Genomic DNA, 20,252 nt, shown 5'->3' on the forward strand with positions numbered 1-20,252 from the left:
ACGTGACTCAGATCACAGTCGCGTTGGGTGCCTAAATGGCTTGTTGCCTAAGGGAGTTGTGAGCGCAGGCGCCGTTTGATGCGGCAGGTCAGTGCTTGGTGTCGACGTACCCGAACCAGTAGCCGAACCCTCGGCGTGTGTGAATCAGGCGGGGGGCGTCACGGTCGACCTTGCGCCGCAGACGGGAGACGAGTTGCTCGACGGAGTTGTCGCCGTGGTGGTCGCCCCAGACGTACCGGCCGATCTGCTCCTTGGAGAGCACCCGGTGTGCGTTGAGCAGGAGGTGACGCAGTAGCCGGTACTCGGCGGGCGTCAGGTCGAGGGGACGGGTGCCGCGCCGCGCCTCGCACAGAGGTGCGTCCAGGACCAGGTCGCGGTAGCTGAGCGCGCCGTCCCGCGGATGCCCGGGGTGCGCGTCCCGCAGCAGGACCTGCACACGGGCCAGCACCTCGGCCACCCGGAAGGGCTTGGTGACGTAGTCCCGCTCCCCCGGGCCCAGTTCGGGCACGAGGTCGTCCAGCGAGTCGTACTCCGTGAGGACGAGCGCCGGTGGGCGATGGGGCACCACGGGCCGCTCCCGGCTGAGGCTCGCCATGTCCGGAAGTGACGCGTCAACAACCATCAGGTCGAACCGTTGCTCCACGAGCCGCGCCAGAGCCTCACCCCCGGTCCCGGCCAGGGTGGTGCGGTATCCCGCTAACTCCAGGGTGGTGGAAAGGAGTTCGGCGACGCCCGGCTCATGGACGATGAGTAGGAGGTGTTGACCCGCTCCCCGGGCGAGTGCCGGTTTCACTCGGGTGCCACTGCCGTGCATGTGTTTCACCCTACCGTTCAGCTTGCCTGACTCAACTAATTCCCGCGGAGGTTCGGGTTCGGGATCAGGGCGTCGGCGTGACCGGTGCCAGCCGCATGTCGACCACGATGTCGACCAGTCGGGTGGCGGTGTCGATCAGCCTGTGTCCGGGACGTGCTGGTCCTGTCCCATTACGTCGAGGAGTCGTACGTCGCCGAGCTGCTGGGCGAGCGGGGTCGGCTACCTACTCAAGGACCGGGTGGGCCGGGTCGACGAGTTCTGGACGCCCTGGAGCGGGTCGCCTCCGGCGGTGCGGCGCTGGATCCGGAGGTGGTGACCGAGCTGCTGACGCGCCGCCGGGACTCACCGCTGGACTCCCTCACCCCGCGCGGGCGCGAGGTGCTGAAGCTGATGGCGGAGGGGCACGACAACGCCACCATCGCCAAGACGCTGGTCATCACCGAGCGGTCGGTCAGCAAACACATCGGCAACGTCTTCCTGAAGCTGCACCTGCCGCCCAGCGACAGCGGGCACCGCCGGGTGCTCGCTATCGCTGGCCTACCTCAACGACCATCAGTACAAGGGTGATTGATCGGTCACCACAGGACATCCAGCACGGCGTCCGCCATCCCGCGTTCGCCGCGCGCGTTGGGGTGGACGGCCGCGGCCGGGCTGCTGGGGACAAGGGGTTCGATCCAGCGGGTGGCCGCGTCCGAGCAGGCATCGCGGCCCTCGGACGGACGGTACGTGTCGACGTACACCGCTCCGGATGCCTGAGCCCGTTCCCGCAACTCGCTGTTGAGCTGCTGCTCCTTTTCCCGCAGGTAGCTCATGTCGCCGGGTGCGAGGGGCAGTTCGCCGCCGCAACTGGCGCCGTCGGCGGGCAGGATCGCCGGATAGCCGACGACATAGACCCGCGCCTGGGGCGCGCGCCTGTTAATCTCCGTCAGCGCGCCGGCCAGCCCTTCCCCCGCGGCCTCGATCTTCCGCGCCACCTCGTCGGTGCCGCCGTCGACGTAGTGCCGTTTGCAAGGGGTGTCCTCGGGGATGTACTTGCCGCTGCCGAGGGCCTCGTAGGCCACTCCCATCGTGACACACCGCTTGATCATCGAGCCGAAACCGATGTCGTTGCCGCCGATACCGAGGGTGACCAGCCGGGTCTTCGGTGAAAGCGCCGCGAACTGGGGCGGGTTGCTGCCCTGGTCCGTGAGCTGGGGTCTGGTGAGGTCGGCGATGGTGGCGCCACTGCAGCTGACATCGCGGAAGCCGGTGTCCTTCACGCCGAGCTGGGAGGCGACCAGTGCGGGGTAGTTGTGGTCGGAACGGTCGCAGCCGGCCGGAGCGCCGGTCTGGCCGGGAATCTTCGGGCCGGCGGTGTAGGAGTCGCCGAGGGCGACGTACGGGCCTTTGGCAGAGGGGGCGGCCTGGGCCTCGTCGTGCTCGCTGTGGGCGACGCCGACCACGGTGGCCAGCGTGCCGCAGGTGACGAGGACGCCGATCAGCGCGGTTCGGAGATGGGTCGTCTTCAAAGGGTCCTACCTTCCAGCTGGGTTGCTCCCGCGAGGCGCGGGTACGTAAGGCGGCCAACTACCGGGGGCCGCAGGGCCGGAGCGGTACGGACGGGGCCGTGAGCGACGTGGGCTCGGGCGCCGTCCGCTGCGGGGAAGGCGGTGGTGGGGCGGGCGAGCAAGAAGATTCCGCGGCTGGCGAGCGCTGCGCCGGTGAGGGCCAGGGCGGTGCCGGGGAGGCCGTTGTGGATGCGCTCGCCCAGGAGGGTGAGGCCGATGGCCGATGCGGCCAGAGGGTTGGCCAGGGTACGGGTGGCGAGGGGAGCGCCGAGCACGGCCGTGGCCGGTCAGGGACAGCAGCAGACCGGCCACGGCCAGGGCGACGACCGGGACAGCCACCAGCGAGGTCTGCCAGGTCAGCAGACAGTCGGTGTGCAGGACCGTCTGGGTGAGCGCCGAGCCCGTGCCGGAGGCGATCCCGGAGGCCGCCGCCAGGGCCAGGGTACGCCGGGTACCGGTGCGGACCGAGAGAGCGAGCGGGATGACGAGGGAGGCGGTGACCGCGACGGCCGGGGCGGCGGGGGTGGTGGGGACGCCCGTGGAATCCCCGCCGGTCGCGGTGAGCGGGAGCAGGGCGGCGAACCCGGGGAGGGTGAGCGCCATCCCGTGCCATTCGCCGCGGCTGACGCGGCGTCCAGCACCGCGGGCGGCGAGCGGCATGGCGGCTGTGACGGTTAGCGCGCCGAGGCACTGGACCAGGGTGAGCGGACCGTACTTCAGGGCGGCGACGTGCAGCGCCGCGCCCGTGGCATTGGCGGCGTTCGACGCCCACCAGGCGGGGCTGGCCAACAGGCGTCGCAGCCCATTCCCGTCGGTGGAGGCGACGTGGTGCTGCGTCGCGGCCGCGGCGGCGTAGGCGGCGATGGAGGCGAGCGCCAGTACCACGGCGACCATGATGTTCATCGCGAGGGCTCCAGTCGGGGGGCGTTGCGGCTGGCGAAGTCAGGCCTGCTCAGCGGGGCTTGCGGGGAGCCTCACTGTGTCGTCCACGATTCCGTGGGCCGCCGGCCGGGACGAGGGAGCGCCCTCCCGAGGTGGGGGTGTAGCTGGCTACACCCCGCGCCTCCGGTCATGGCCACGGGCCCGGCGGCCGGAGCAGGGGTAAAGCTCCCGCCGCCGGGCCTTGGATCGCGCCGCCTCTGTCCCCACGGGGGCGGCGCGCCGGGCCGCCGCCGCTTCGGCGGCCCCGGTCGAGGGCGACCGCCCTCAGAGGCGGCCGAGCGGTTGCGGCTAGCGGATGGGGACGGGCTTTGCCAGCGGCCGGTCGTCCGGGCCGGCGGCGGGACCAGTCGGTGCGGGAACCTTGCGGCTGAGCTTCTCGCCCTCGACGTCGATGTCGGGCAGCAGCCGGTCAAGCTGGCGGGGCAGGTACCAGGCTTTGTCACCGAGGAGAGACAGGACGGCGGGGACGATCGCCATGCGGACGACGAAGGCGTCGAACAGGACCGCGATGGCCAGCCCGAACCCGATCATCTTGATCATCGACTCGCCGGCCCCGATGAAACCGGAGAAGACGGCCATCATGATCAGCGCGGCGGCCACGACAACCCGGGCACTGTGCTTGAACCCGGAGACGATCGCTGTCTTGGCCGCGTCCCCGTGAACGTAGGACTCGCGCACCCGCGAGACCAGGAACACCTCGTAGTCCATGGCGAGACCGAAGACGATGCCCACCAGGAAGATCGGCATCATGCTCATGATCGGCCCGGTGGACTCCACACCCAGCAGGTCCGCGCCGTGCCCCTGCTGGAAGACCAGCACCACCGAACCCAGCGCCGCCAGCACGGACAGCAGGAACCCGAACGCGGCCTTCACCGGCACCAACAGAGACCGGAACACCACCAGCAGCAGGACGATGGCGAGTCCCACCACGACCGTCAGATAGGGCAACAGCGAGGCCTGCACCTTCTCGGCGACGTCGATGTCTAGCGCCGTCTTGCCGGTGACCTCGAAGGAGGCGCCGGCCTTGGACTCGATGCCGGGGCGTTCGTCGCGGATGGTGCTGACGAGACCCTTGGTCTTCTCGTCCGTCGGTGCGGTGGACGGGACGGCGGAGAACACCGCGGTATCACCCGCGGAGTTGAAGCGGGCCAGCGAGACGGACACGACTCCCTCCGTGGCCCGGACGTCCTTCGCGATCGTTGCCACAGCCGCCTTCGGGTCCGCGGAGCCCTGGGCGTCCACAATGATCGTCAAGGGCCCGTTGAAGCCGGGACCGAAGCCCTCGGCCAGAGCGTCGTACGCGCGGCGCTCGGTGGTGGAGGTGGGTTTGGCCTCGTCGCCGGGCATGCCGAGTTGGAGGTCCAGGACGGGCGTGGCGACGGCACCCAGCCCCACGACGCCGAGCAGCAGGACCGGCAGCGGGTGGCGTACGACGATGCGCGCCCAGCGAGATCCGCCGTTGTCTTCCTTGCGCTGCTTCCCGCGGTAGCGCCGGGAGTTGCGGCGGGCGCCGCGCGAGAGAACGGCGTTCGGCCAGAAGCCGAGGACGGCCGGAACCAGTGTCAGGCACACCAGCACCGCGACCAGGACCGCGGCAGCGGCGGCGAGCCCCATCTTGGTGAGCAGCGGAATACCGACGACGGACAGCCCGGCCAGCGCAATGACGACCGTGAGGCCGGCGAAGACGACCGCCGAACCGGCCGTACCGGCGGCGAGACCTGCTGCCTCCCGCGGCGTGTGCCCCTTCGCGCGCTCCTCCCGATAGCGTGAGACGACGAACAGGGCGTAGTCGATGCCGCAGGCCAGACCGAGCATGGTGGCCAACGTGCCGGTGCTCTCGGACAGGCCGAACGCCTCCGACACGGCCATGATCCCGGCCATGCTGAGGCCGACACCGAGGATCGCGGTCAGCAGCGGCAGCCCGGCGGCGGCCATCGACCCGAAGGTGATCAGCAGGACGAGGGCGGCCACCGCGATGCCGATCACCTCGGCTGCGCCGCCCGCCGAGGGCTGGCTGGCCAGCGCGTCGCCACCGACCTCGACGCTCAGGCCCGCGTCGCGGGCCCCGTCGATGGCCCGCTCCAGGTGCTCCTTGCTCGCATCGGCCAGGTCGGCGGCGCCGGTCTTGAACCTGACGGTCGCGTACGCCGTCCTACCGTCCGCGCTCACCGCCTTCGCCTGGAAGGGGTCGACGGCGTCGGCGACCTGGGAGCCGTCGGCAGCCTGGTCGACGAGGTGCTCGATGACCCTTCTGTTCTCGGTGGCCGTGACCTTCTCGCCGCTCGGTGCCACGAATACAATCCGGGCGCTCGCCGAGTCGGCCGCCGAGCCGGGGAAGCGCTGCTCCAGCAGGTCGAACGCCTTCTGCGATTCGATACCGGGCATGGTGAAGCCCTCGTCCGCAGCGGCAGGCGCCTTCGAGGCGGCGAAGCCGGCGGCGCCCAGTACCGCCACCCACAAAAAGGTGACGAACCAGCGCCACCGGAAGGACACACGGCCCAGGTGATAAAGGACGGTTGCCATGGCGGGATACGCCTCCACATCAGCGGTTCAGGAACGGCGAGAAATCGAAGAACCGCCTCTGTGGGGGATGCGCACCCAGTTCAAAAGGGAGCTGGGAGGGGTCCTTTCGTCGCCCTCCACGATTCCGTCGGCAGTGCGTCGTTACGAGGGAGCACCCTCCCGAACCGGAGGTGTAGCCCGCTACACCCGTCGAGACGGGACACGGGTGGGAACGCGTGCGGTTTTCAGCCGACGGTATGTGGTGGGATCCAGCTGAGCCGCAATGTCCTTGCTCTGCCGCGGTCGCTTGATGGTCCAATCCGCTACTCGTCGATGGTGTCGGTGCCCCTCTCAGCCGCGCCGAGCGTCAGGGTGAGCCAGCATGCTGTCTCGGCAACGGGGCGCCTCGAACATGATGCGCAGCGCCCGGCGTCCGTCTTCGGCTTTCCCAACCCGCTGCTGGGTCTGGCCACCGTATGCGGTGCTCGCGTTCGTCGTGTCCGCGCTGCTGGCCGGGAGATGCTCCGCCGCTGGTTCTGACTCGGCCTGAACCTGGGCGTGCTGTTCGGCCCGGCTTCTGTATGGCGCTGTTGCCTGTGTGTGCCTGGGGGCGAAGTGGCGTCCGGAACGCTTGGCGAATGTCTTGATCCTTCAGTCGCGGCGCGAGGGTGATTGTTGAGCGCGGTCAGGCGCTGCAGTACACGACGAAGGTTGTCGACGCCGATCACCTTCTGACCGCAGAAGACGGCGTCGCCCAGCGAGTTGCCGCCGCGCCCGAACACACATCCTGCGCCGCGAACTTCGCCACCTCCCAACAGTACGCGCGGGAGTAGAGCGTGAAGAGGTAGAGGACCGCGTCGTCGTGCGGGTAGGCCGAGGCGACTTTGCTCTTCCACTTCGGGGCGAGCGGGGTGAGTGGCGCGGATGAACCGGCCGTCGCCTGAGGTGTGTACTGCTGTCGGGCGATCGGGCGGCGAGGTGTCAAGCGGCCCGCTGTGTGTCAGGGCACAGCGCGCCGCGTTCTGGGGAGAGCCGCTCGAGAGCAATCAGCTGTCGATCGGCCCGGGGGACGCCGTGCTCATCTCCATCAGCTTTTCCAGCAGCTCGTACGGGATCTGTCTGGGCAGGAAACCGAGGAACTGACGCATCGCCATGGAAGACAACAGGCCGAGCAGCAGCGGGCCGAGCATCGCGGCGTCGTGGCGGGCGAGTTCGCCGTCCCGCATCCGCGCTGCCAAGGGGCGAGAGCAGGTCGTCGGCCGGGTCGGCGGCCTTCGCCTGGAGCCTGCTGCCACGGGTTGACGCTCGGCTGCGCGTCGCCGTCCAGCGCCCGCTGGTCCTCGTACCGGGTGACGAGCCACGGCGTGCTGCCGTTCCACAGCCGGACCCTCGACAAGCCCCCGAAGCTGACGGATGTGGATTGGACTTTACGTCCAAGCCTTGGATATGTAGTCTAGACGTGCTGGTCGGTCGCGAGAATCGGGAGTACGGCATGACGTCCGAGCGAGCCCTGGAAGCCGAGCGGGACGCGATCGTCGCCGCGTTGACGCCGGTCGTCGACGGGCTGGTGGCGACGTTCGGGCCGCTGTGCGAGGTCGTGCTGCACGACTACCGGAACCCCGAGAAGTCCGTCGTCGCCCTCGCCGGAGCGGTGACCGGGCGGGCGGTGGGCGGGGCGATGAGTGAGATCGGCCTGCGGATCGTGGCCCGCGGCGACGAGGCACACGACGAGCTGAACTACGTCACGCGCACGGGGACCGGCAGAACCGTCAAGTCGTCCACGATGGTGCTGCGCGACTCCACGGGCACCGTCTTCGGCGCCCTCTGCGTCAACCTCGACGTGACTGCCGTCAGTGAGGCCCACGCACTGCTCGGCGCCCTGGCCGGTGGCGGCGCCGCCCCCGCCGAACTGCCGGTCACCACCTTCGGCGACGACATCGACTCCGTCGTCGACGTCATCCTCGACACCCACCGGCACCAGCCGTGGGGCGCGCTCGACCGTGCCGGACGCCTCGCGCTGTTCCGCAGCCTCGACGAGCGCGGCGTCTTCGCCGTGCGCCGCGCCATCGAGCAGGTCGCCGCCCGCCTAGGCATCTCCCGCGCCTCGGCCTACAGCTACCTCTCCCGGGCCCGCGCCACGACTTCCACCCCTCCCGGAGGACCCGCGTGACCACCACACCCCCGCCCGTCACCCTCGACGACATCCGCTCCGCCGCCGACCGGCTCAAGGGCGTCGCCCACCGCACCCCGGTACTGCGCTCACGCACCCTCGACGCGCGCGTGGGCGCCGAGGTCTTCCTCAAGTGCGAGAACTTCCAGCGGGTCGGCGCCTTCAAGTTCCGCGGCGCCTACAACGCGGCCTCCCGCCTCACCCCCGAGCAACTGGCCCGCGGGATCGCCGCCTACTCCTCCGGCAACCACGCCCAGGCGGTCGCCCTCGCCGCCCGTGAGCTCGGCAGCACCGCGGTCATCGTCATGCCCGAGGACGCCCCGCCCTCCAAGCGGGCCGCCACCGCCGGCTACGGCGCCGAGATCGTCTCGTACGACCGCTACACCGGCGACCGCGTGGCCATCGCCGAAGCCCTGGCCGCCGAGCGCGGTCTCGCCCTGATCCCGCCGTACGACCATCCGCACGTCATGGCCGGACAGGGCACGGCCGCCCTGGAACTCCTGGAGGAGACAGGCGAGTTGGACGCCCTGCTGGTGCCCGTCGGCGGGGGCGGGCTCATCGCCGGGTGCGCCACGGCGGCCAAGGGCCTGCATCCCGGCGTCCGGATCGTCGGCGTCGAGCCGGAGGCCGGGGACGACACCAAGAGGTCGCTGGAGGCCGGTCGGCGCGTCGCGATCCCGGTGCCCCGCACCATCGCCGACGGGCAGGCCCTGCACATCCCCGGAGAGCTGACGTTCCCCGTGAACCAGCGGCTCGTCGACGGGATCTCGCTGGTCACCGACGACGAGATCCGGGACGCGATGCGCTTCGCCTTCGAGCACCTCAAGATCGTGGTCGAGCCGAGCGGCGCGACCCCGCTGGCCGCGCTGCTGTCCGGCCGGGTGGAGGGGCTGCCGCGCCGTGTCGGGGTGATCGTCTCCGGCGGGAACGTCGACGCGGCGCGGTTCGCCGAGCTCTGCGGCTCCGCGGGGGAGTGACGCCTCACTCGAATGGCGGCGCCGAGTGGACAGGCGGACGATGGAGTGGGGCGTGTGGTGAAGGGAGCCGACATGCTGGAGACGAAAACCCTCGACAAGCCGGACGAGCGGCGGGACTTCCCCCGAGGGCACCTGGAAGCGGTCCACCTCACCGGCCTCGACTTCGCGGTGGGGACCTTCGAACCCGGATGGCGCTGGTCCGAGTCCGTGGCGCCGATCGTCGGCACCAAGAGCTGCGAAGTGCACCACAACGGCTATGTCGTCCAGGGCCGCATGCACGTCACCATGGACGGCGGCGGCGAGGCCGAGGTGGGACCCGGCGACGTCTTCGTGATCCCGCCCGGGCACGACGCCTGGGTGGTGGGCGACGAACAGTGCGTGGTCTACGACTTCGCGGGCACCATGGCGAACGAGTACGCCAGGCCTGCCGAGGGCTGACGGGCGCGACGTGCCGGACGGAAGAAGGGCTGCTGCCGCCTAGATCGGCAGCAGCCGTCCCACCAGCGCGCCCAACTGCCTTACGTTGCGGCACTCGTGCATCTCCACCAGCTCGGCGTACTCGGGCGCCGCGGAGTCGCCCGTCCCCCACTGGGAGCGCTGCTCGGGGTTCAACCAGTACACGCGGCGGGCCCGTTCGGTGATCTGCCGGACGGCCGCGAGATTCGGGTCGCTCATGTTCGTCCGGGCGTCACCGAGGACGAACACCGTCGTACGGGGGCCGATCGCGTCGCCGTGCCGCTCCGCGAACTCCCCGAGGGCGACGCCGTAGTCACTGCTGCCGTGCCAGCCGGTGAGCGTCGCCTCCGCCTGGATACGGGCGCCGAGCCCCGCCGCGTCGGCCGCGCCGTGCTCCAGGAGCCCCGTCACCTCGTCGATCCGGTTGACGAAGGCGAACACCCGCACCTTGCTGAACTGATCGTGCAGCGCCTGCACCAGCAGCATCGTGAAGTCGGAAAACCCGGACACCGAGCCCGACACATCGCACAGCAGCACCAGTTCGGGCCGTGCCGGACGGCGCCGGCGCAGCACCGGCCGCATCGGCACCCCGCCTGTGGACAGCGACCCGCGCAGCGTCCGCCGCAGATCGATGCTGCCCCGGGCGGCCCGCCGCCGACGGGCCGCGAGACGGGTCGCCAGCTTCCGGGCGAGCGGCTGCACCGTCCTGCGCAGCTCGGCCAGTCGGTCCTTCCCGGCGAACAGGAAGTCCACCCGGTCCGCCGTCGGCGCCACCGCGCGGCGCGCGATCTGGTCCCGGTCGCGCCGCTCGGCGACCCGCCGCCGCGCCTCCGTGGCCACCAGCCCCCGGAACGCCTCGATCCGGCGCCGGATCTCGTCGTCGAGCAGCCGGTCCGCGAACCCCGAACTCCCGTTCTGCGCCCGGACGTCGGCGCGGACCCGCGCGAGCAGCGTCTGCGGGCGGACCCGGTCGAGGGTCTGGTACGACGACCAGCCGTCCGAGCCCGGGGAGGAGCCGTAGCCGCCGAAGCCGTCGACGGCCTCGGCCGCGAGCCGTGCCAGCAGCGCCTCGTCGTTCGCCGCGAGCGCCGCCGCCAGCCGGTCGCGCAGGTCGTCCCGGTCCGCCGTCCCGGGCTCCGGCGCGCCGACACCGCGCGGGAAGTACAGGTCGAAGACCGGGTCGAACACCGGCCGTTGGGCGGTGCCGTGCAGCAGCGTAGCGGCCAGCCCCTCGCGGAGCAGCTCCCGGTCCTCGAACCCGAGCGCTTCCATTGCCTGGGCCGCGTCCACGGTCTCGCCCGTCCCGACCCGGATGCCGTGGGCGCGCAGCGCGGCGACGAGCGAGGTGAGCCGCTCGGCGACGGGCGTGGTCACAGCGCGTCCAGGTCGAGCTTCGCGGCGGCCTTCAGGACGTCGTCCTGATGCTTGAGGAGGACGCCCAGGGTGTCCCGTACGACGGTCTCGTCCAGCGAGTCGGCGCCGAGCGCGAGCAGGGTGCGCGCCCAGTCGATGGTCTCCGCGACCGACGGCACCTTGCGCAGGTCCATCGCGCGCAGCGCGCCCACCACCCGGACCACCGACTCGGCCAGCGCCGCGTCCAGGCCGGGCACCTTCAGCCGGACGATCCGGCGCTCCAGCTCCTCCTCGGGGAAACCGATGTGGAGGAACAGACAGCGGCGGCGCAGCGCCTCGGACAGCTCACGGCTCGCGTTGGAGGTGAGCACGACGAAGGGGCGCCGGGTGGCGGTGATCGTGCCCAGTTCGGGCACCGTCACCTGGAAGTCGCTGAGCACCTCCAGGAGCAGGCCCTCCACCTCGACGTCCGCCTTGTCGGTCTCGTCGATCAGCAGGACCTTCGGCTCGTCGCCGCGGATCGCCGTCAGCAGCGGGCGGGTGAGCAGGAACTCCTCGCTGAAGATGTCGGTGCGGGTCTCGTCCCAGGTCTCGTCGCGGCCCGCGCTGATGCGCAGCAGCTGCTTGGCGTGGTTCCACTCGTACAGCGCCCGGGACTCGTCGACGCCCTCGTAGCACTGCAACCGCACCAGCTCGGCCCCCGCGATCTCGGCGACGGCCTTGGCGAGCTCGGTCTTGCCGACCCCGGCGGGGCCCTCGACCAGGAGCGGCTTGCCGAGGCGGTCCGCGAGGAAGACGGTGGTGGCGACCGACGGCGAGGCGAGGTAGCCGGTCTCGGCGAGGCGTGCGGAGACGTCGTCGACGGAGGTGAACAACGGGGCCTCCTGGGCGGTGGCGGTTCCTGGGCTGAGCGGTGGTCCACCTATCTAAGCGCTTGTTCAGGGCTGCTGTCACCCGGTATCCCGCGGCGCAGAAAGAGAGGCGGCCGCCGAAGCAGCCGTCCCTCCTCGCCCGCAGACCGCTCACGCCGCCAGCGCCACCGCCTCCGTCGCCGGTGTGCGCAGCACCTTCCGGGCCGTCGCCAGGCTCGTCCCCACCGTCACCGCCGCCGCGACGGACACGACCGCGAGCCAGATGCCGACGGCCTGCCCCGGCAGCACCGCGTCGCTGCGGACCACGGTGAACGGGACGATCCCCGCAAGCGCCGCGACCGTGCCGAAGAAGACCCCGGCGACCGTGAGGACCAGTCCCTCGGCGCCCACCATGCCGAGCACCTGACCGGGCGTCGCACCGGCCAGCCGCTGCTGGCCGAACTCCCGGCTGCGGTACGTGGTCGCGGCGTACAGCGAGTTGACCAGCATCACGCAGACGAAGACCACGATGATCCCGACGACCGTGAAGTTCAGCGTCTCCAGGTTCTTCGCGTCCACCGACTTCACCAGCCCCGAGGCCGCGACCTCGTCGCTCTCCACCGCCTGCACGGTGAGCGTGGTCGTGGCCACCGCCGTGAACAGGATCAGCGACATCAGGATGCCGGCGAGCTCCCCGGCCCGCTCCCGCAGATTGCGCACCGCCAGCCAGCCGCTCGCCCCGGACAGCGCCAGCCGGTCCAGCAGCCCCTTCAGCAGCCGTGGTGACAGCAGCGCGAAGCCCACCGACAGCAGGATCGCCCCGTACGCGGGCGGCGCCATCAGCGTCTCGTCCGTCGCCTTCATGAGGAAGGTGCAGCACACGCCCAGGGCGCCGGCCGTCAGAGCGGCGTACGCGAGGAACGTCCGCGCCCCGCCCCGCCGCCGCTGCCCTCGCGTCGCCCGCCGCACGGCGAGGAACGCGGCGCCCACCGCGGCGACCAGCGTGATGTCGACGCCTGTCAGCAACGCGATCGGACCGAACGCGTAGTCCACCGACTCCGCCACCTGTCCGCTGTCCTGGAACACCTCCAGCAGCGCCCGCCCGCCGAGCATCGCGGGCCCGATCGCCAGCGCCGCGCCCACCAGGGCGACGGCCAGCGCCTCACCGACGACCATCCGCTTCAGCTGCGCCGGAGTCGCCCCCGAGCAGCGCAGCAGCTCCAGCTCGGCGGCCCGCTGACGGACGTTCACCGTCAGCGTGGAGGCGACGGCGAAGAACACCAGCAGGGAGCCGTAACCGCCCACGACGCTCGCCGCGGTCGTCAGCGTGTTCGAGCTCACCGAGTCGACGCCGCTCCCGGCCGCCGTGTCGTGCATCGAGTTGAACGTCATGATGATCGCCGCGCCGAGGAAGGCGGACAGCAGCGTTGCGAGGAACCGTCCGGGCCGTCGCCGGATCGACCGCAGGGCCAGTACGAACATCGCTCACACCCCCGCCGTCACGTCGTCGCCCAGGTGCGCGAGGCGTTCGGCGACCGCGTCCGCCGTCGGCGCGTGCAGGTGACCGGCCAGCCGGCCGTCCGCGAGGAACAGCACCGAATCGGCGTACGACGCGGCCACGGGGTCGTGCGTCACCATCACCACGGTCCGCCCGTGCACCCGTACCGCCTCCTGGAGCAGCCGCAGCACCGTGCGCGCACTGCGCGTGTCCAGGGCGCCGGTCGGCTCGTCGGCGAAGATCACCCGGGGCTCGCAGACCAGCGCCCGGGCGATCGCGACCCGCTGCCGCTGACCTCCGGACAGCTGGTCGGGGCGGTGCCCCAGCCGGTCGCCGAGCCCGACCCGGGTCAGGATCTCCCGGGCCCGTTCGCGGTCGACGCGCCGCCCGGCCAGCTTCAGCGGCAGCACCGTGTTCTGCGCGACGGTCAGCGTGTCCAGCAGGTTGTACTGCTGGAACACGAAGCCCACCCGCCCGCGCCGGAACTTCGTCAGCTCCGCCTCCGTGCCGCCGGTCAGCTCGGTGCCGTCCACGACGACGATGCCGTGATCGGGCCGGTCGAGTCCGGCCGCGCACTGGAGCAGCGTGGACTTCCCGGACCCCGACGGCCCCATGACCGCGGTGAACGTGCCCCGGCCCAGCCCGAGCGTGACCCCGTCCAGGGCGGTCACGGCGCTGTCGTCGCTGCCGTAGGTCTTGCTGACCTTGACCAGCCGCAGTGCCTCGGCGGCGGGTCCCGTGTCGTGCCTGCGTCGCGAGCCTGTGCGAAACATCGTCATCACCTCTCGGTCGGGCACCCCCTGTGCCCTGGCAAAGAAGCTACGGAGACGAAGGACGGACCACACGGGGCGCAGAACCCGTATCCGAGGGTGTACTCAGCACCACCCCGTACGGGTCACCACAACGCGCCGACCCCCGGTCCGGCCCGGTGCAATGGCCCCATGACCGCGCCCCCGGACGACTGCCTCGCGCGCAACGAGTGGATCTGCGGCGAGTATCTGAGCACCCGCCGCCACATCCTCCTCGACGCCGTCGTCCAGCACCTGCAACTGACCGCGGTCTCGGTGCTCATCGGCCTCGTCATCGCCGTGCCGCTCGCCGTCCTGGCGCGCCGCTGGGGCTGGGCGGCCGGACCCGTCCTCGCCGTCACGACGATCCTCTACACGATCCCGTCCCTGGCGATGTTCTCGCTGCTCCTGCCCGTGTACGGGCTCTCCGCGAGCCTGGTCGTCGCGGGTCTCGTCCTCTACTCGCTCACCCTGCTGGTCCGCAACATCCTCGCCGGTCTGCGGGCCGTCCCCGAGGAGACCCGGCAGGCCGCGCGCGGCATGGGCTACGGCCCGATCCGCCTCCTGCTCACCGTGGAACTGCCCCTCGCCCTGCCCGCCGCGATGGCCGGACTCCGCATCGCCATGGTGTCCGCGGTGTCGCTGGTAACGGTCGGCGCGATCGTCGGCCACGGCGGACTCGGCAACCTCATCTACGCCGGTATGAACACCTACTTCAAGGCGCAGGTCCTGACCGCCTCCGTCCTGTGCGTCGTCATCGCGATCCTCGCCGACGTCCTGCTCCTCGGCGTGCAGCGCCTGCTCACCCCCTGGACGAGGGCGACCCGCGGATGACGACCCTCACCGACGCCTGGGACTGGCTCACCGACCCCGCGCACTGGGCGGGCGACGACGGCATCTGGCACCGGCTGCTGCAACACCTCGTCCTCACGGTCGTCTGCCTGGTCATCAGCTGTCTGATCGCCCTGCCGATCGCCCTGGTGCTGGGCCACCTCGGCAAGGGCGGCGCGCTCGCGGTCAACATCTCCAACATCGGCCGCGCGGTCCCCACCTTCGCCGTGCTGGTCCTGCTGCTCCTGACCCCGATCGGCGACTGGGGCGAAGGCCCCACGGTCGTGGCGCTCGTCCTGTTCGCCCTGCCGCCCCTGCTCACCAACGCGTACGTCGGCATGCGCGAGGTGGACCGGAGCGTCGTCCAGGCGGCGCGCGGTATGGGGATGACGGGCCGGCAGACGATGGTCCAGGTGGAACTGCCCCTTGCGCTCCCGATGATCCTCAACGGGGTCCGGATCGCCGCCGTCCAGCTCGTCGCGACCGCCACGATCGCCGCGCTGGCGGGCGGGGGCGGACTGGGCCGGATCATCACGGCCGGCTTCAACCTCGCCAGCACGCCGCAGGTGGTGGCCGGGGCGGTGCTGGTCGCCGCGTTCGCGCTGATCGTCGAGGGCGTCTTCGAGATCGCGGAACGGCTCGCGCCGCACTGGGCGAGGGGGAGCCGGTGAGGCGGCTCTGGGGAGTGCTGGCCGCCCTGCTCCTGGCGGGCTGCTCCACCGGCCCGTCCCTGGAGAACCAGGGCGCCGTCACCGCCGCACCCGGCGACAGCCACCATCTGACCATCGGCTCCGCCGGGTTCACCGAGAGCGACCTGCTCGCCCAGATGTATGCCCTGCTGCTCAACCAGGCCGGCTACAAGACGTCCCTGCTGACCGTCGCCAACCGCGAACTGTACGAACCGGCCCTGGAGTCGGGCCAGATCGACGTCGTCCCCGAGTACGCGGCCACCTTCGCCGACTGGCTCAACGCCAAGACCAACGGCGCCGACGCCGCCCCGGCCGGCTCACCGGACCTCGACGCCACGATGACGGCCCTGCGCCGACTGGCCACGCCGCGAGGTCTGACGGTCCTCGACCCCGGCAGGGCCGTGGACCAGAACGCCTTCGCGGTGAGCGCGTCGTACGCCCGCGAGCACGACCTGAAGACCCTGAGCGACCTCGGCGCCTCGGGACTGGAGGTACGGCTGGCCGCGGGCGACGAGTGCGTGCAACGGCCGTACTGCGAACCGGGGTTGAAGAAGACCTACGGCATCGACATCACCGGCGTCGACCCGAAGGGCGTCGGCACCACGCAGGCCAAGCGGGCCGTGCAGAGCGGCCACGACCAGATGGTGCTGACCACCACGACCGACGCCACGCTGAGCGACTTCGGACTGGTACTGCTGGCCGACGACAAGCACCTCCAGAACGCCGACTACGTGGTGCCGGTCGTCAACCGCTCCCGCGCCGGCAGCGAGGGCGTCACCGAGGCGCTGGGCCGACTCAACGACGTCCTGACGACGGCCGACCTCGCGTCGATGAACCAACAGGTGGACAGCTGGCGGCGGTTGGCGCGGGACGTGGCGCGGGCGTATCTGGAGGACAAGGGCCTGCTGAAGTGAATTGTCAGTGGGGCCTCGTAGATTGCCGTCATGGGTGTCTATCTGGTGGATGTGGGCGCGAAGGACTGGCGCGCCGAGTACGAGGGCGGGTACGGCGAGATCGCCGCCGCCCTCGACGAGAAGCTGAGCGCACGAGGCCTGCCGCGGTACGAGGTCCCGGCGGCATGCCAGGGGCTGGAGTTCGAGGAGAAACTCAGCCCCTCCATGGACGGCTTCGTCGAGCTGTGCCGCGTGCAGCTGACCCGCGACGAGGAGGAGCTGCTCTGCGGCTGGTCGGTTCTGGTGCCGGTCCCGCTCGAGGAGCCGGTCGACCTGCCCGTGGGCTCCGCCTACACCGATACGACCGTCGTGGCGGGAGCGCCCCAAGTCCTCGCCCTGGCCCAGCGGTTGGCGGCGGCGATCGGGCTGCCGCCGATGCTGCCCGTCTCGCGCACGAACCTCGGCTTGACCAACTGGTTCCTCGACGGCCAGGCCCAGGAGACCGCCGCCGCCCGCCCCGGCCCCTGGGCCGAGGACCTGGACGCCGCCTTCTACGTCGCCCTCTACCTCCGCGCCGCCCAGCACTCGCTGCGCCGGGGCTGCCCGATCGTCTTCAGCTGACGTGACGGGTCCCCGAGGCAAGGACTAGGCGTCGGAGGGGCGTTGAGCGTCGAGCTCGTACTCGAACCACACCCGGTGCGTGCCGTCCGCGTCGATCTCGATGGCGCCCGAACCGGTGATCCCGGCCAGCGCGCCCGTGCCGCTGCCCGGGACGATGACGAAGAACTCGCTCTCCCTGAACTCGCCCAGGGTCGTCGCCGAGTGCGCGAAGTTGAACGCGCCCGCCCGGCCGCCGAGCGAGCCCTCGAAGGACTCCATCGCGACATACGTGCCGACCCCGGTGCCCTGGTCGTACGCGGCCGTGAACAGGGTCGCCGAACGCCCGGCGACCTCACCCTCGTAACTCTTCTCCATCGTGGCGACACCGACCGGCACCGCCGTCTCGATGCCCGGCGCCGGCACCGGGGCCGGTGTGAAGTCCGCGACCTTGAACGTTCCCGAAGCTCTCATGCCCCGAGCCTAGGACGCACCACTGACAACGGCCCGGCACCGAGGTCCCTCACGCGGGCACGGGTGTCCCTCACGCGGGCACGGGTGTCCCTCACGCGGGCACGGGCGGCCTCTCCCGGCCGATCTCGTCGATCAGCAGCCTCGCGGCGACCATCGCCCCGTCGGTGCGCATCGTGCCCGCCACGGCCTCGGCCCGCTCGCGGGTCTCCGGGGACAGCGCCGTCTCCAGCGCGGCCGACAGGGACACCAGGGTCGGCTTCGGGCCGTCGTGCGCCACGCCGATGCCCAGTTCGGCCACCCGGGCCGCCCAGAGCGGCTGGTCCGCGACCTGCGGCACGATCACCTGCGGAGCACCCGCCCGCGCCGCCGTCGTGGTCGTACCCGCGCCGCCGTGATGGACGACGGCGGCCACCCGGGGGAACAGCAGCTGGTGGTTGACGTCACCGACGGCGAAACAGTCGTCCTGGCCGTCCACCAGCGCCAGATCTGCCCAGCCACGCCCCAGCAGCACCCGGCGGCCCTGCGCGCGGACCGCCTCGATCGCCACCGGGCCGACATCGCTCGCGGCATGCATGGCCATGCTGCCGAACCCCACGTACACCGGCGGGGCACCGGTGGCCAGGAACGCCTCCAGGTCGGCCGGGAGCGGCCGGTCGTCCGGTCGGATCCACGCGCCGGTCGGCACGAGTTCGAGGTCCGTCATCTCCTGCCACGGCCCCAGCGCCGGGTCCGCCGCCAGCCATGGCCGCTCAGTGAGGACGTGGTCGCGGACGTTGTCGATCGGCGGCATGCCGAGAGCGGCCCGGTGGGTGTTGAGGGGCTCGCCGTACAGCGCGTTCACCCGCTCCGCGTCCAGGCGCCACAGCTCCTTGAGGTCGGTCACGCCGGGCGGGTTCGGCTTGCCGGGGCGCTTCAGCGGCGCGTACCGCGACGACGGCAGCCCGCACGGGTGGAAGCAGGCGAGCACGTAGGGGATGCCCAGATGCTCGGCCACCGACCGCGCGCCGGCCGGCATCAGGCCGGTCGCCAGCAGCGCGTCACACCCCTCGGCCGCCTCGGCGACCTCCCCGAAATGACCGGCGACCAACTCGGCCGCGACCTTGAAGGCGAGATCGGGGGACGGCCCGCGCGCCCCCGTCACCAGCGCCCGCACCGACGAACCGAACGACACCACCTCCGCCCCGGCACCGGTCAGCAGCGCCGCGAGCTCCTCGTCCGGAGGCACACACGCCCGCACCTCCACATCGAGCTCCCGCAGCGCCGCCGTCAGCCCCGCAAGCGGTTCGACGTCCCCGCGCGACCCGTACGACATCAGCAACACACGCACTTCGACACTCCCGTTTCCGCTGGTCCAGGCGGTCAGGCCGGAGATTGTGCGGCATGAGGGGGGCCTTGCGGCAAGCCCCCCGATGGGCTATAGCTTGATAGTGGCGGGGAGTTGATGAACTCCTCGCCTTTCGCATGTCGGCCGCACGCCCCGCCTACGCGTCCGCCACCGAGTCGAACCGCACCTGATCCCGCGCCACCCCCAGCGCGTCGGCGTCCACCGACCGCCGCAGCGCCTCGTGCAGCTTCGCCGGGGTCAGCACGCCCAGGAAGCGCGCCCCGTCCAAGACCGCGACCCACCCGGCGTCGTGCTGGAGCATCACGCCGAAGGCCTGCTTGAGGGGCGCTCCGACCGGCACCCAGGCGTTCATCCGGTGCGCGTGGTCGCCGACCGTCCCGTCCGCCGCGAGGTCGTCGGCGCCGATCCAGCCGTGCAGCGTGCCGCTGTCGTCGAGCACGACGGCCCAGCGCGCGCCCTCCGCCCCGAGCCGCTCCGCCGCCGCCCCGGTCGGCTCGTCCAGACGGGCCAGCGGCGGCTGCTCCAGGTCGTCGACCTCGATCTCGGTCACCGACAGCCGTTTCAGCCCGCGGTCGGCGCCCACGAACTCGGCCACGTACGGCGTCGCCGGTGCCCCCAGCACCGCACCGGGCGTGTCGAACTGCTCGATGCGGCCCTGCCCGTACACGGCGATACGGTCGCCCAGCCGCACCGCCTCCTCGATGTCGTGCGTGACCAGCAGCACCGTCTTGCGCACGGCGGCCTGCATCCGCAGGAACTCGTCCTGCAACTGCTCCCGCACGACCGGGTCGACGGCGCCGAACGGCTCGTCCATCAGCAGCACCGGCGGATCGGCGGCCAACGCCCGTGCCACGCCGACCCGTTGCCGCTGCCCGCCGGACAACTGGTCGGGGTAGCGCGGCCCGTACCGCTTGGGGTCGAGGCCCACCAGGTCGAGCAGTTCGGCGGCGCGCGCCCGTGCCTTCGTCTTCTTCCAGCCGACCAGCGCCGGCACGGTCGCGGTGTTGTCGAGGATCGTGCGGTGCGGGAAGAGACCGACCTGCTGGATGACGTAACCGATGCGGCGCCGCAAGCGCACCGGGTCCACCGTGGCGATGTCGTCGCCGTGCACGTAGATCCGGCCCGAGGTCGGCTCGATCAGCCGGTTGACCATCATCATGGTCGTCGTCTTGCCGCAGCCGGACGGGCCCACGAGCGTGACGAGTTCCCCCTCGGACACCTCGAAACTGAGGTCGTCCACGGCCGTCGTACCGTCCGGATACCGCTTGCTGACCTGCTCGAACCGGATCATGACCTCACGCTAAGGGCGCCCGCCCGATCACGCCCTTCAGCAGGGTCCCACCGGCTGGTGAATTGGCGATTCCGGTTTTGAACGGTTTCAAAAGTCGACTTCACGCCATGCGTCGCTGCTGGGCGGTTCTGTTGGAATCTGGCAGGAATTCGCGACGCTGAAGCGGTGGACACCCGTCACATCCGCCACTAGCTTCAACCGCCGAGCGAGCTGAATCGATACAACTCCGAACGC

General features: G+C 71.2%; 19 protein-coding genes and 1 pseudogene. 8 read left to right on the forward strand and 12 right to left on the reverse strand.

What is annotated here, in order from left to right; all coding sequences use genetic code 11:
• Positions 1–88: 88 nt before the first annotated feature.
• On the reverse strand, positions 89–814 hold the full coding sequence (locus IQ210_RS36595) for a response regulator transcription factor (RefSeq protein WP_194083537.1): 726 nt from the start codon (positions 812–814) through the stop codon (positions 89–91).
• Between the two features lie 153 nt (positions 815–967).
• On the opposite strand from IQ210_RS36595, the pseudogene IQ210_RS36600 reads away from it, so the two are divergent.
• Positions 968–1,385, forward strand: a pseudogene (locus tag IQ210_RS36600) (LuxR C-terminal-related transcriptional regulator); the annotation flags it as partial.
• Positions 1,386–1,389: 4 nt separating this feature from the next.
• Here IQ210_RS36600 and IQ210_RS36605 read toward each other — a convergent pair.
• The 4 genes from IQ210_RS36605 to IQ210_RS36620 all read right to left on the reverse strand — a co-directional run bounded on the left by IQ210_RS36605 (position 1,390) and on the right by IQ210_RS36620 (position 7,043).
• Positions 1,390–2,322: an SGNH/GDSL hydrolase family protein gene (locus IQ210_RS36605; RefSeq protein ID WP_228049116.1), complete on the reverse strand. Its 933-nt coding sequence runs from the start codon at positions 2,320–2,322 to the stop codon at positions 1,390–1,392.
• Between the two features lie 6 nt (positions 2,323–2,328).
• A complete protein-coding gene (locus IQ210_RS36610) occupies positions 2,329–3,264 on the reverse strand; it encodes a DMT family protein (protein ID WP_228049117.1) in 936 nt (311 codons plus the stop codon).
• Between the two features lie 327 nt (positions 3,265–3,591).
• Positions 3,592–5,826 (reverse strand): MMPL family transporter, encoded by a 2,235-nt coding sequence (locus IQ210_RS36615; protein WP_194083538.1) that lies wholly within the window; start codon positions 5,824–5,826, stop codon positions 3,592–3,594.
• Between the two features lie 1,025 nt (positions 5,827–6,851).
• Entirely contained in the window at positions 6,852–7,043 is a 192-nt protein-coding gene (locus IQ210_RS36620) for a hypothetical protein (protein ID WP_194083539.1), read from the reverse strand.
• 254 nt (positions 7,044–7,297) lie between these two features.
• Here IQ210_RS36620 and IQ210_RS36625 point away from each other — a divergent pair, with 254 nt between their 5' ends.
• The 3 genes from IQ210_RS36625 (at position 7,298) to IQ210_RS36635 (ending at position 9,390) form a co-directional block, all read left to right on the forward strand.
• A complete protein-coding gene (locus IQ210_RS36625) occupies positions 7,298–7,975 on the forward strand; it encodes a helix-turn-helix transcriptional regulator (protein WP_194083540.1) in 678 nt (225 codons plus the stop codon).
• Entirely contained in the window at positions 7,972–8,952 is a 981-nt protein-coding gene (locus tag IQ210_RS36630) for a threo-3-hydroxy-L-aspartate ammonia-lyase (RefSeq protein WP_194083541.1), read from the forward strand. The genes IQ210_RS36625 and IQ210_RS36630 overlap by 4 nt, the downstream gene beginning before the upstream one ends.
• Before the next feature lie 72 nt (positions 8,953–9,024).
• Complete coding sequence (locus IQ210_RS36635) at positions 9,025–9,390, forward strand: cupin domain-containing protein (protein ID WP_194083542.1); 366 nt, start codon at positions 9,025–9,027, stop codon at positions 9,388–9,390.
• Positions 9,391–9,429: 39 nt separating this feature from the next.
• Here IQ210_RS36635 and IQ210_RS36640 read toward each other — a convergent pair whose 3' ends face one another.
• From IQ210_RS36640 to IQ210_RS36655, 4 genes are all read right to left on the reverse strand, one after another.
• Positions 9,430–10,782 (reverse strand): vWA domain-containing protein, encoded by a 1,353-nt coding sequence (locus tag IQ210_RS36640; protein ID WP_194083543.1) that lies wholly within the window; start codon positions 10,780–10,782, stop codon positions 9,430–9,432.
• Positions 10,779–11,636: an AAA family ATPase gene (locus IQ210_RS36645; RefSeq protein ID WP_194083544.1), complete on the reverse strand. Its 858-nt coding sequence runs from the start codon at positions 11,634–11,636 to the stop codon at positions 10,779–10,781. Before IQ210_RS36645 ends, IQ210_RS36640 begins: the two co-directional genes overlap by 4 nt.
• A 147-nt stretch (positions 11,637–11,783) precedes the next feature.
• Complete coding sequence (locus tag IQ210_RS36650) at positions 11,784–13,094, reverse strand: FtsX-like permease family protein (RefSeq protein WP_194083545.1); 1,311 nt, start codon at positions 13,092–13,094, stop codon at positions 11,784–11,786.
• Between the two features lie 3 nt (positions 13,095–13,097).
• Positions 13,098–13,883 (reverse strand): ABC transporter ATP-binding protein, encoded by a 786-nt coding sequence (locus IQ210_RS36655; RefSeq protein WP_194083546.1) that lies wholly within the window; start codon positions 13,881–13,883, stop codon positions 13,098–13,100.
• 168 nt (positions 13,884–14,051) lie between these two features.
• Between IQ210_RS36655 and IQ210_RS36660 the strand changes: the two genes are divergently transcribed.
• Genes IQ210_RS36660 through IQ210_RS36675 form a run of 4 tightly spaced genes read left to right on the forward strand, consistent with a single transcriptional unit; the run spans position 14,052 to position 16,932 of the window.
• Complete coding sequence (locus IQ210_RS36660; RefSeq protein WP_194083547.1) at positions 14,052–14,732, forward strand: ABC transporter permease; 681 nt, start codon at positions 14,052–14,054, stop codon at positions 14,730–14,732.
• Positions 14,729–15,400: an ABC transporter permease gene (locus IQ210_RS36665; RefSeq protein WP_194083548.1), complete on the forward strand. Its 672-nt coding sequence runs from the start codon at positions 14,729–14,731 to the stop codon at positions 15,398–15,400. The genes IQ210_RS36660 and IQ210_RS36665 overlap by 4 nt, the downstream gene beginning before the upstream one ends.
• Positions 15,397–16,332 (forward strand): ABC transporter substrate-binding protein, encoded by a 936-nt coding sequence (locus IQ210_RS36670; protein WP_194083549.1) that lies wholly within the window; start codon positions 15,397–15,399, stop codon positions 16,330–16,332. The genes IQ210_RS36665 and IQ210_RS36670 overlap by 4 nt, the downstream gene beginning before the upstream one ends.
• A gap of 30 nt (positions 16,333–16,362) precedes the next feature.
• Positions 16,363–16,932 carry a hypothetical protein gene (locus IQ210_RS36675; protein ID WP_194083550.1) on the forward strand — a complete coding sequence of 190 codons (570 nt, stop codon included), beginning with the start codon at positions 16,363–16,365 and terminating at the stop codon, positions 16,930–16,932.
• 24 nt (positions 16,933–16,956) lie between these two features.
• Here IQ210_RS36675 and IQ210_RS36680 read toward each other — a convergent pair whose 3' ends face one another.
• From IQ210_RS36680 to IQ210_RS36690, 3 genes are all read right to left on the reverse strand, one after another.
• A complete protein-coding gene (locus IQ210_RS36680) occupies positions 16,957–17,382 on the reverse strand; it encodes a DUF3224 domain-containing protein (RefSeq protein WP_194083551.1) in 426 nt (141 codons plus the stop codon).
• 91 nt (positions 17,383–17,473) lie between these two features.
• A complete protein-coding gene (locus tag IQ210_RS36685) occupies positions 17,474–18,709 on the reverse strand; it encodes a glycosyltransferase (RefSeq protein WP_194083552.1) in 1,236 nt (411 codons plus the stop codon).
• A gap of 154 nt (positions 18,710–18,863) precedes the next feature.
• A complete protein-coding gene (locus tag IQ210_RS36690; RefSeq protein WP_194083553.1) occupies positions 18,864–20,018 on the reverse strand; it encodes an ABC transporter ATP-binding protein in 1,155 nt (384 codons plus the stop codon).
• Positions 20,019–20,252 lie beyond the last annotated feature (234 nt).

Source organism: Streptomyces justiciae (assembly GCF_015163075.1).
In the GTDB taxonomy this organism is placed as follows: domain Bacteria; phylum Actinomycetota; class Actinomycetes; order Streptomycetales; family Streptomycetaceae; genus Streptomyces; species Streptomyces justiciae.

Bases quoted from the DNA above. Each gene is read 5' to 3' on its own strand.
- IQ210_RS36680 (WP_194083551.1), bottom strand. From the start codon at position 17,382: ATGAGAGCTTCGGGAACGTTCAAGGTCGCGGACTTCACACCGGCCCCG.
- IQ210_RS36595 (WP_194083537.1), bottom strand. From the start codon at position 814: ATGCACGGCAGTGGCACCCGAGTGAAACCGGCACTCGCCCGGGGAGCG.
- IQ210_RS36665 (WP_194083548.1), top strand. From the start codon at position 14,729: ATGACGACCCTCACCGACGCCTGGGACTGGCTCACCGACCCCGCGCAC.
- IQ210_RS36615 (WP_194083538.1), bottom strand. From the start codon at position 5,826: ATGGCAACCGTCCTTTATCACCTGGGCCGTGTGTCCTTCCGGTGGCGC.
- IQ210_RS36660 (WP_194083547.1), top strand. From the start codon at position 14,052: ATGACCGCGCCCCCGGACGACTGCCTCGCGCGCAACGAGTGGATCTGC.
- IQ210_RS36655 (WP_194083546.1), bottom strand. From the start codon at position 13,883: ATGTTTCGCACAGGCTCGCGACGCAGGCACGACACGGGACCCGCCGCC.
- IQ210_RS36675 (WP_194083550.1), top strand. From the start codon at position 16,363: ATGGGTGTCTATCTGGTGGATGTGGGCGCGAAGGACTGGCGCGCCGAG.
- IQ210_RS36650 (WP_194083545.1), bottom strand. From the start codon at position 13,094: ATGTTCGTACTGGCCCTGCGGTCGATCCGGCGACGGCCCGGACGGTTC.
- IQ210_RS36690 (WP_194083553.1), bottom strand. From the start codon at position 20,018: ATGATCCGGTTCGAGCAGGTCAGCAAGCGGTATCCGGACGGTACGACG.
- IQ210_RS36625 (WP_194083540.1), top strand. From the start codon at position 7,298: ATGACGTCCGAGCGAGCCCTGGAAGCCGAGCGGGACGCGATCGTCGCC.
- IQ210_RS36610 (WP_228049117.1), bottom strand. From the start codon at position 3,264: ATGAACATCATGGTCGCCGTGGTACTGGCGCTCGCCTCCATCGCCGCC.
- IQ210_RS36635 (WP_194083542.1), top strand. From the start codon at position 9,025: ATGCTGGAGACGAAAACCCTCGACAAGCCGGACGAGCGGCGGGACTTC.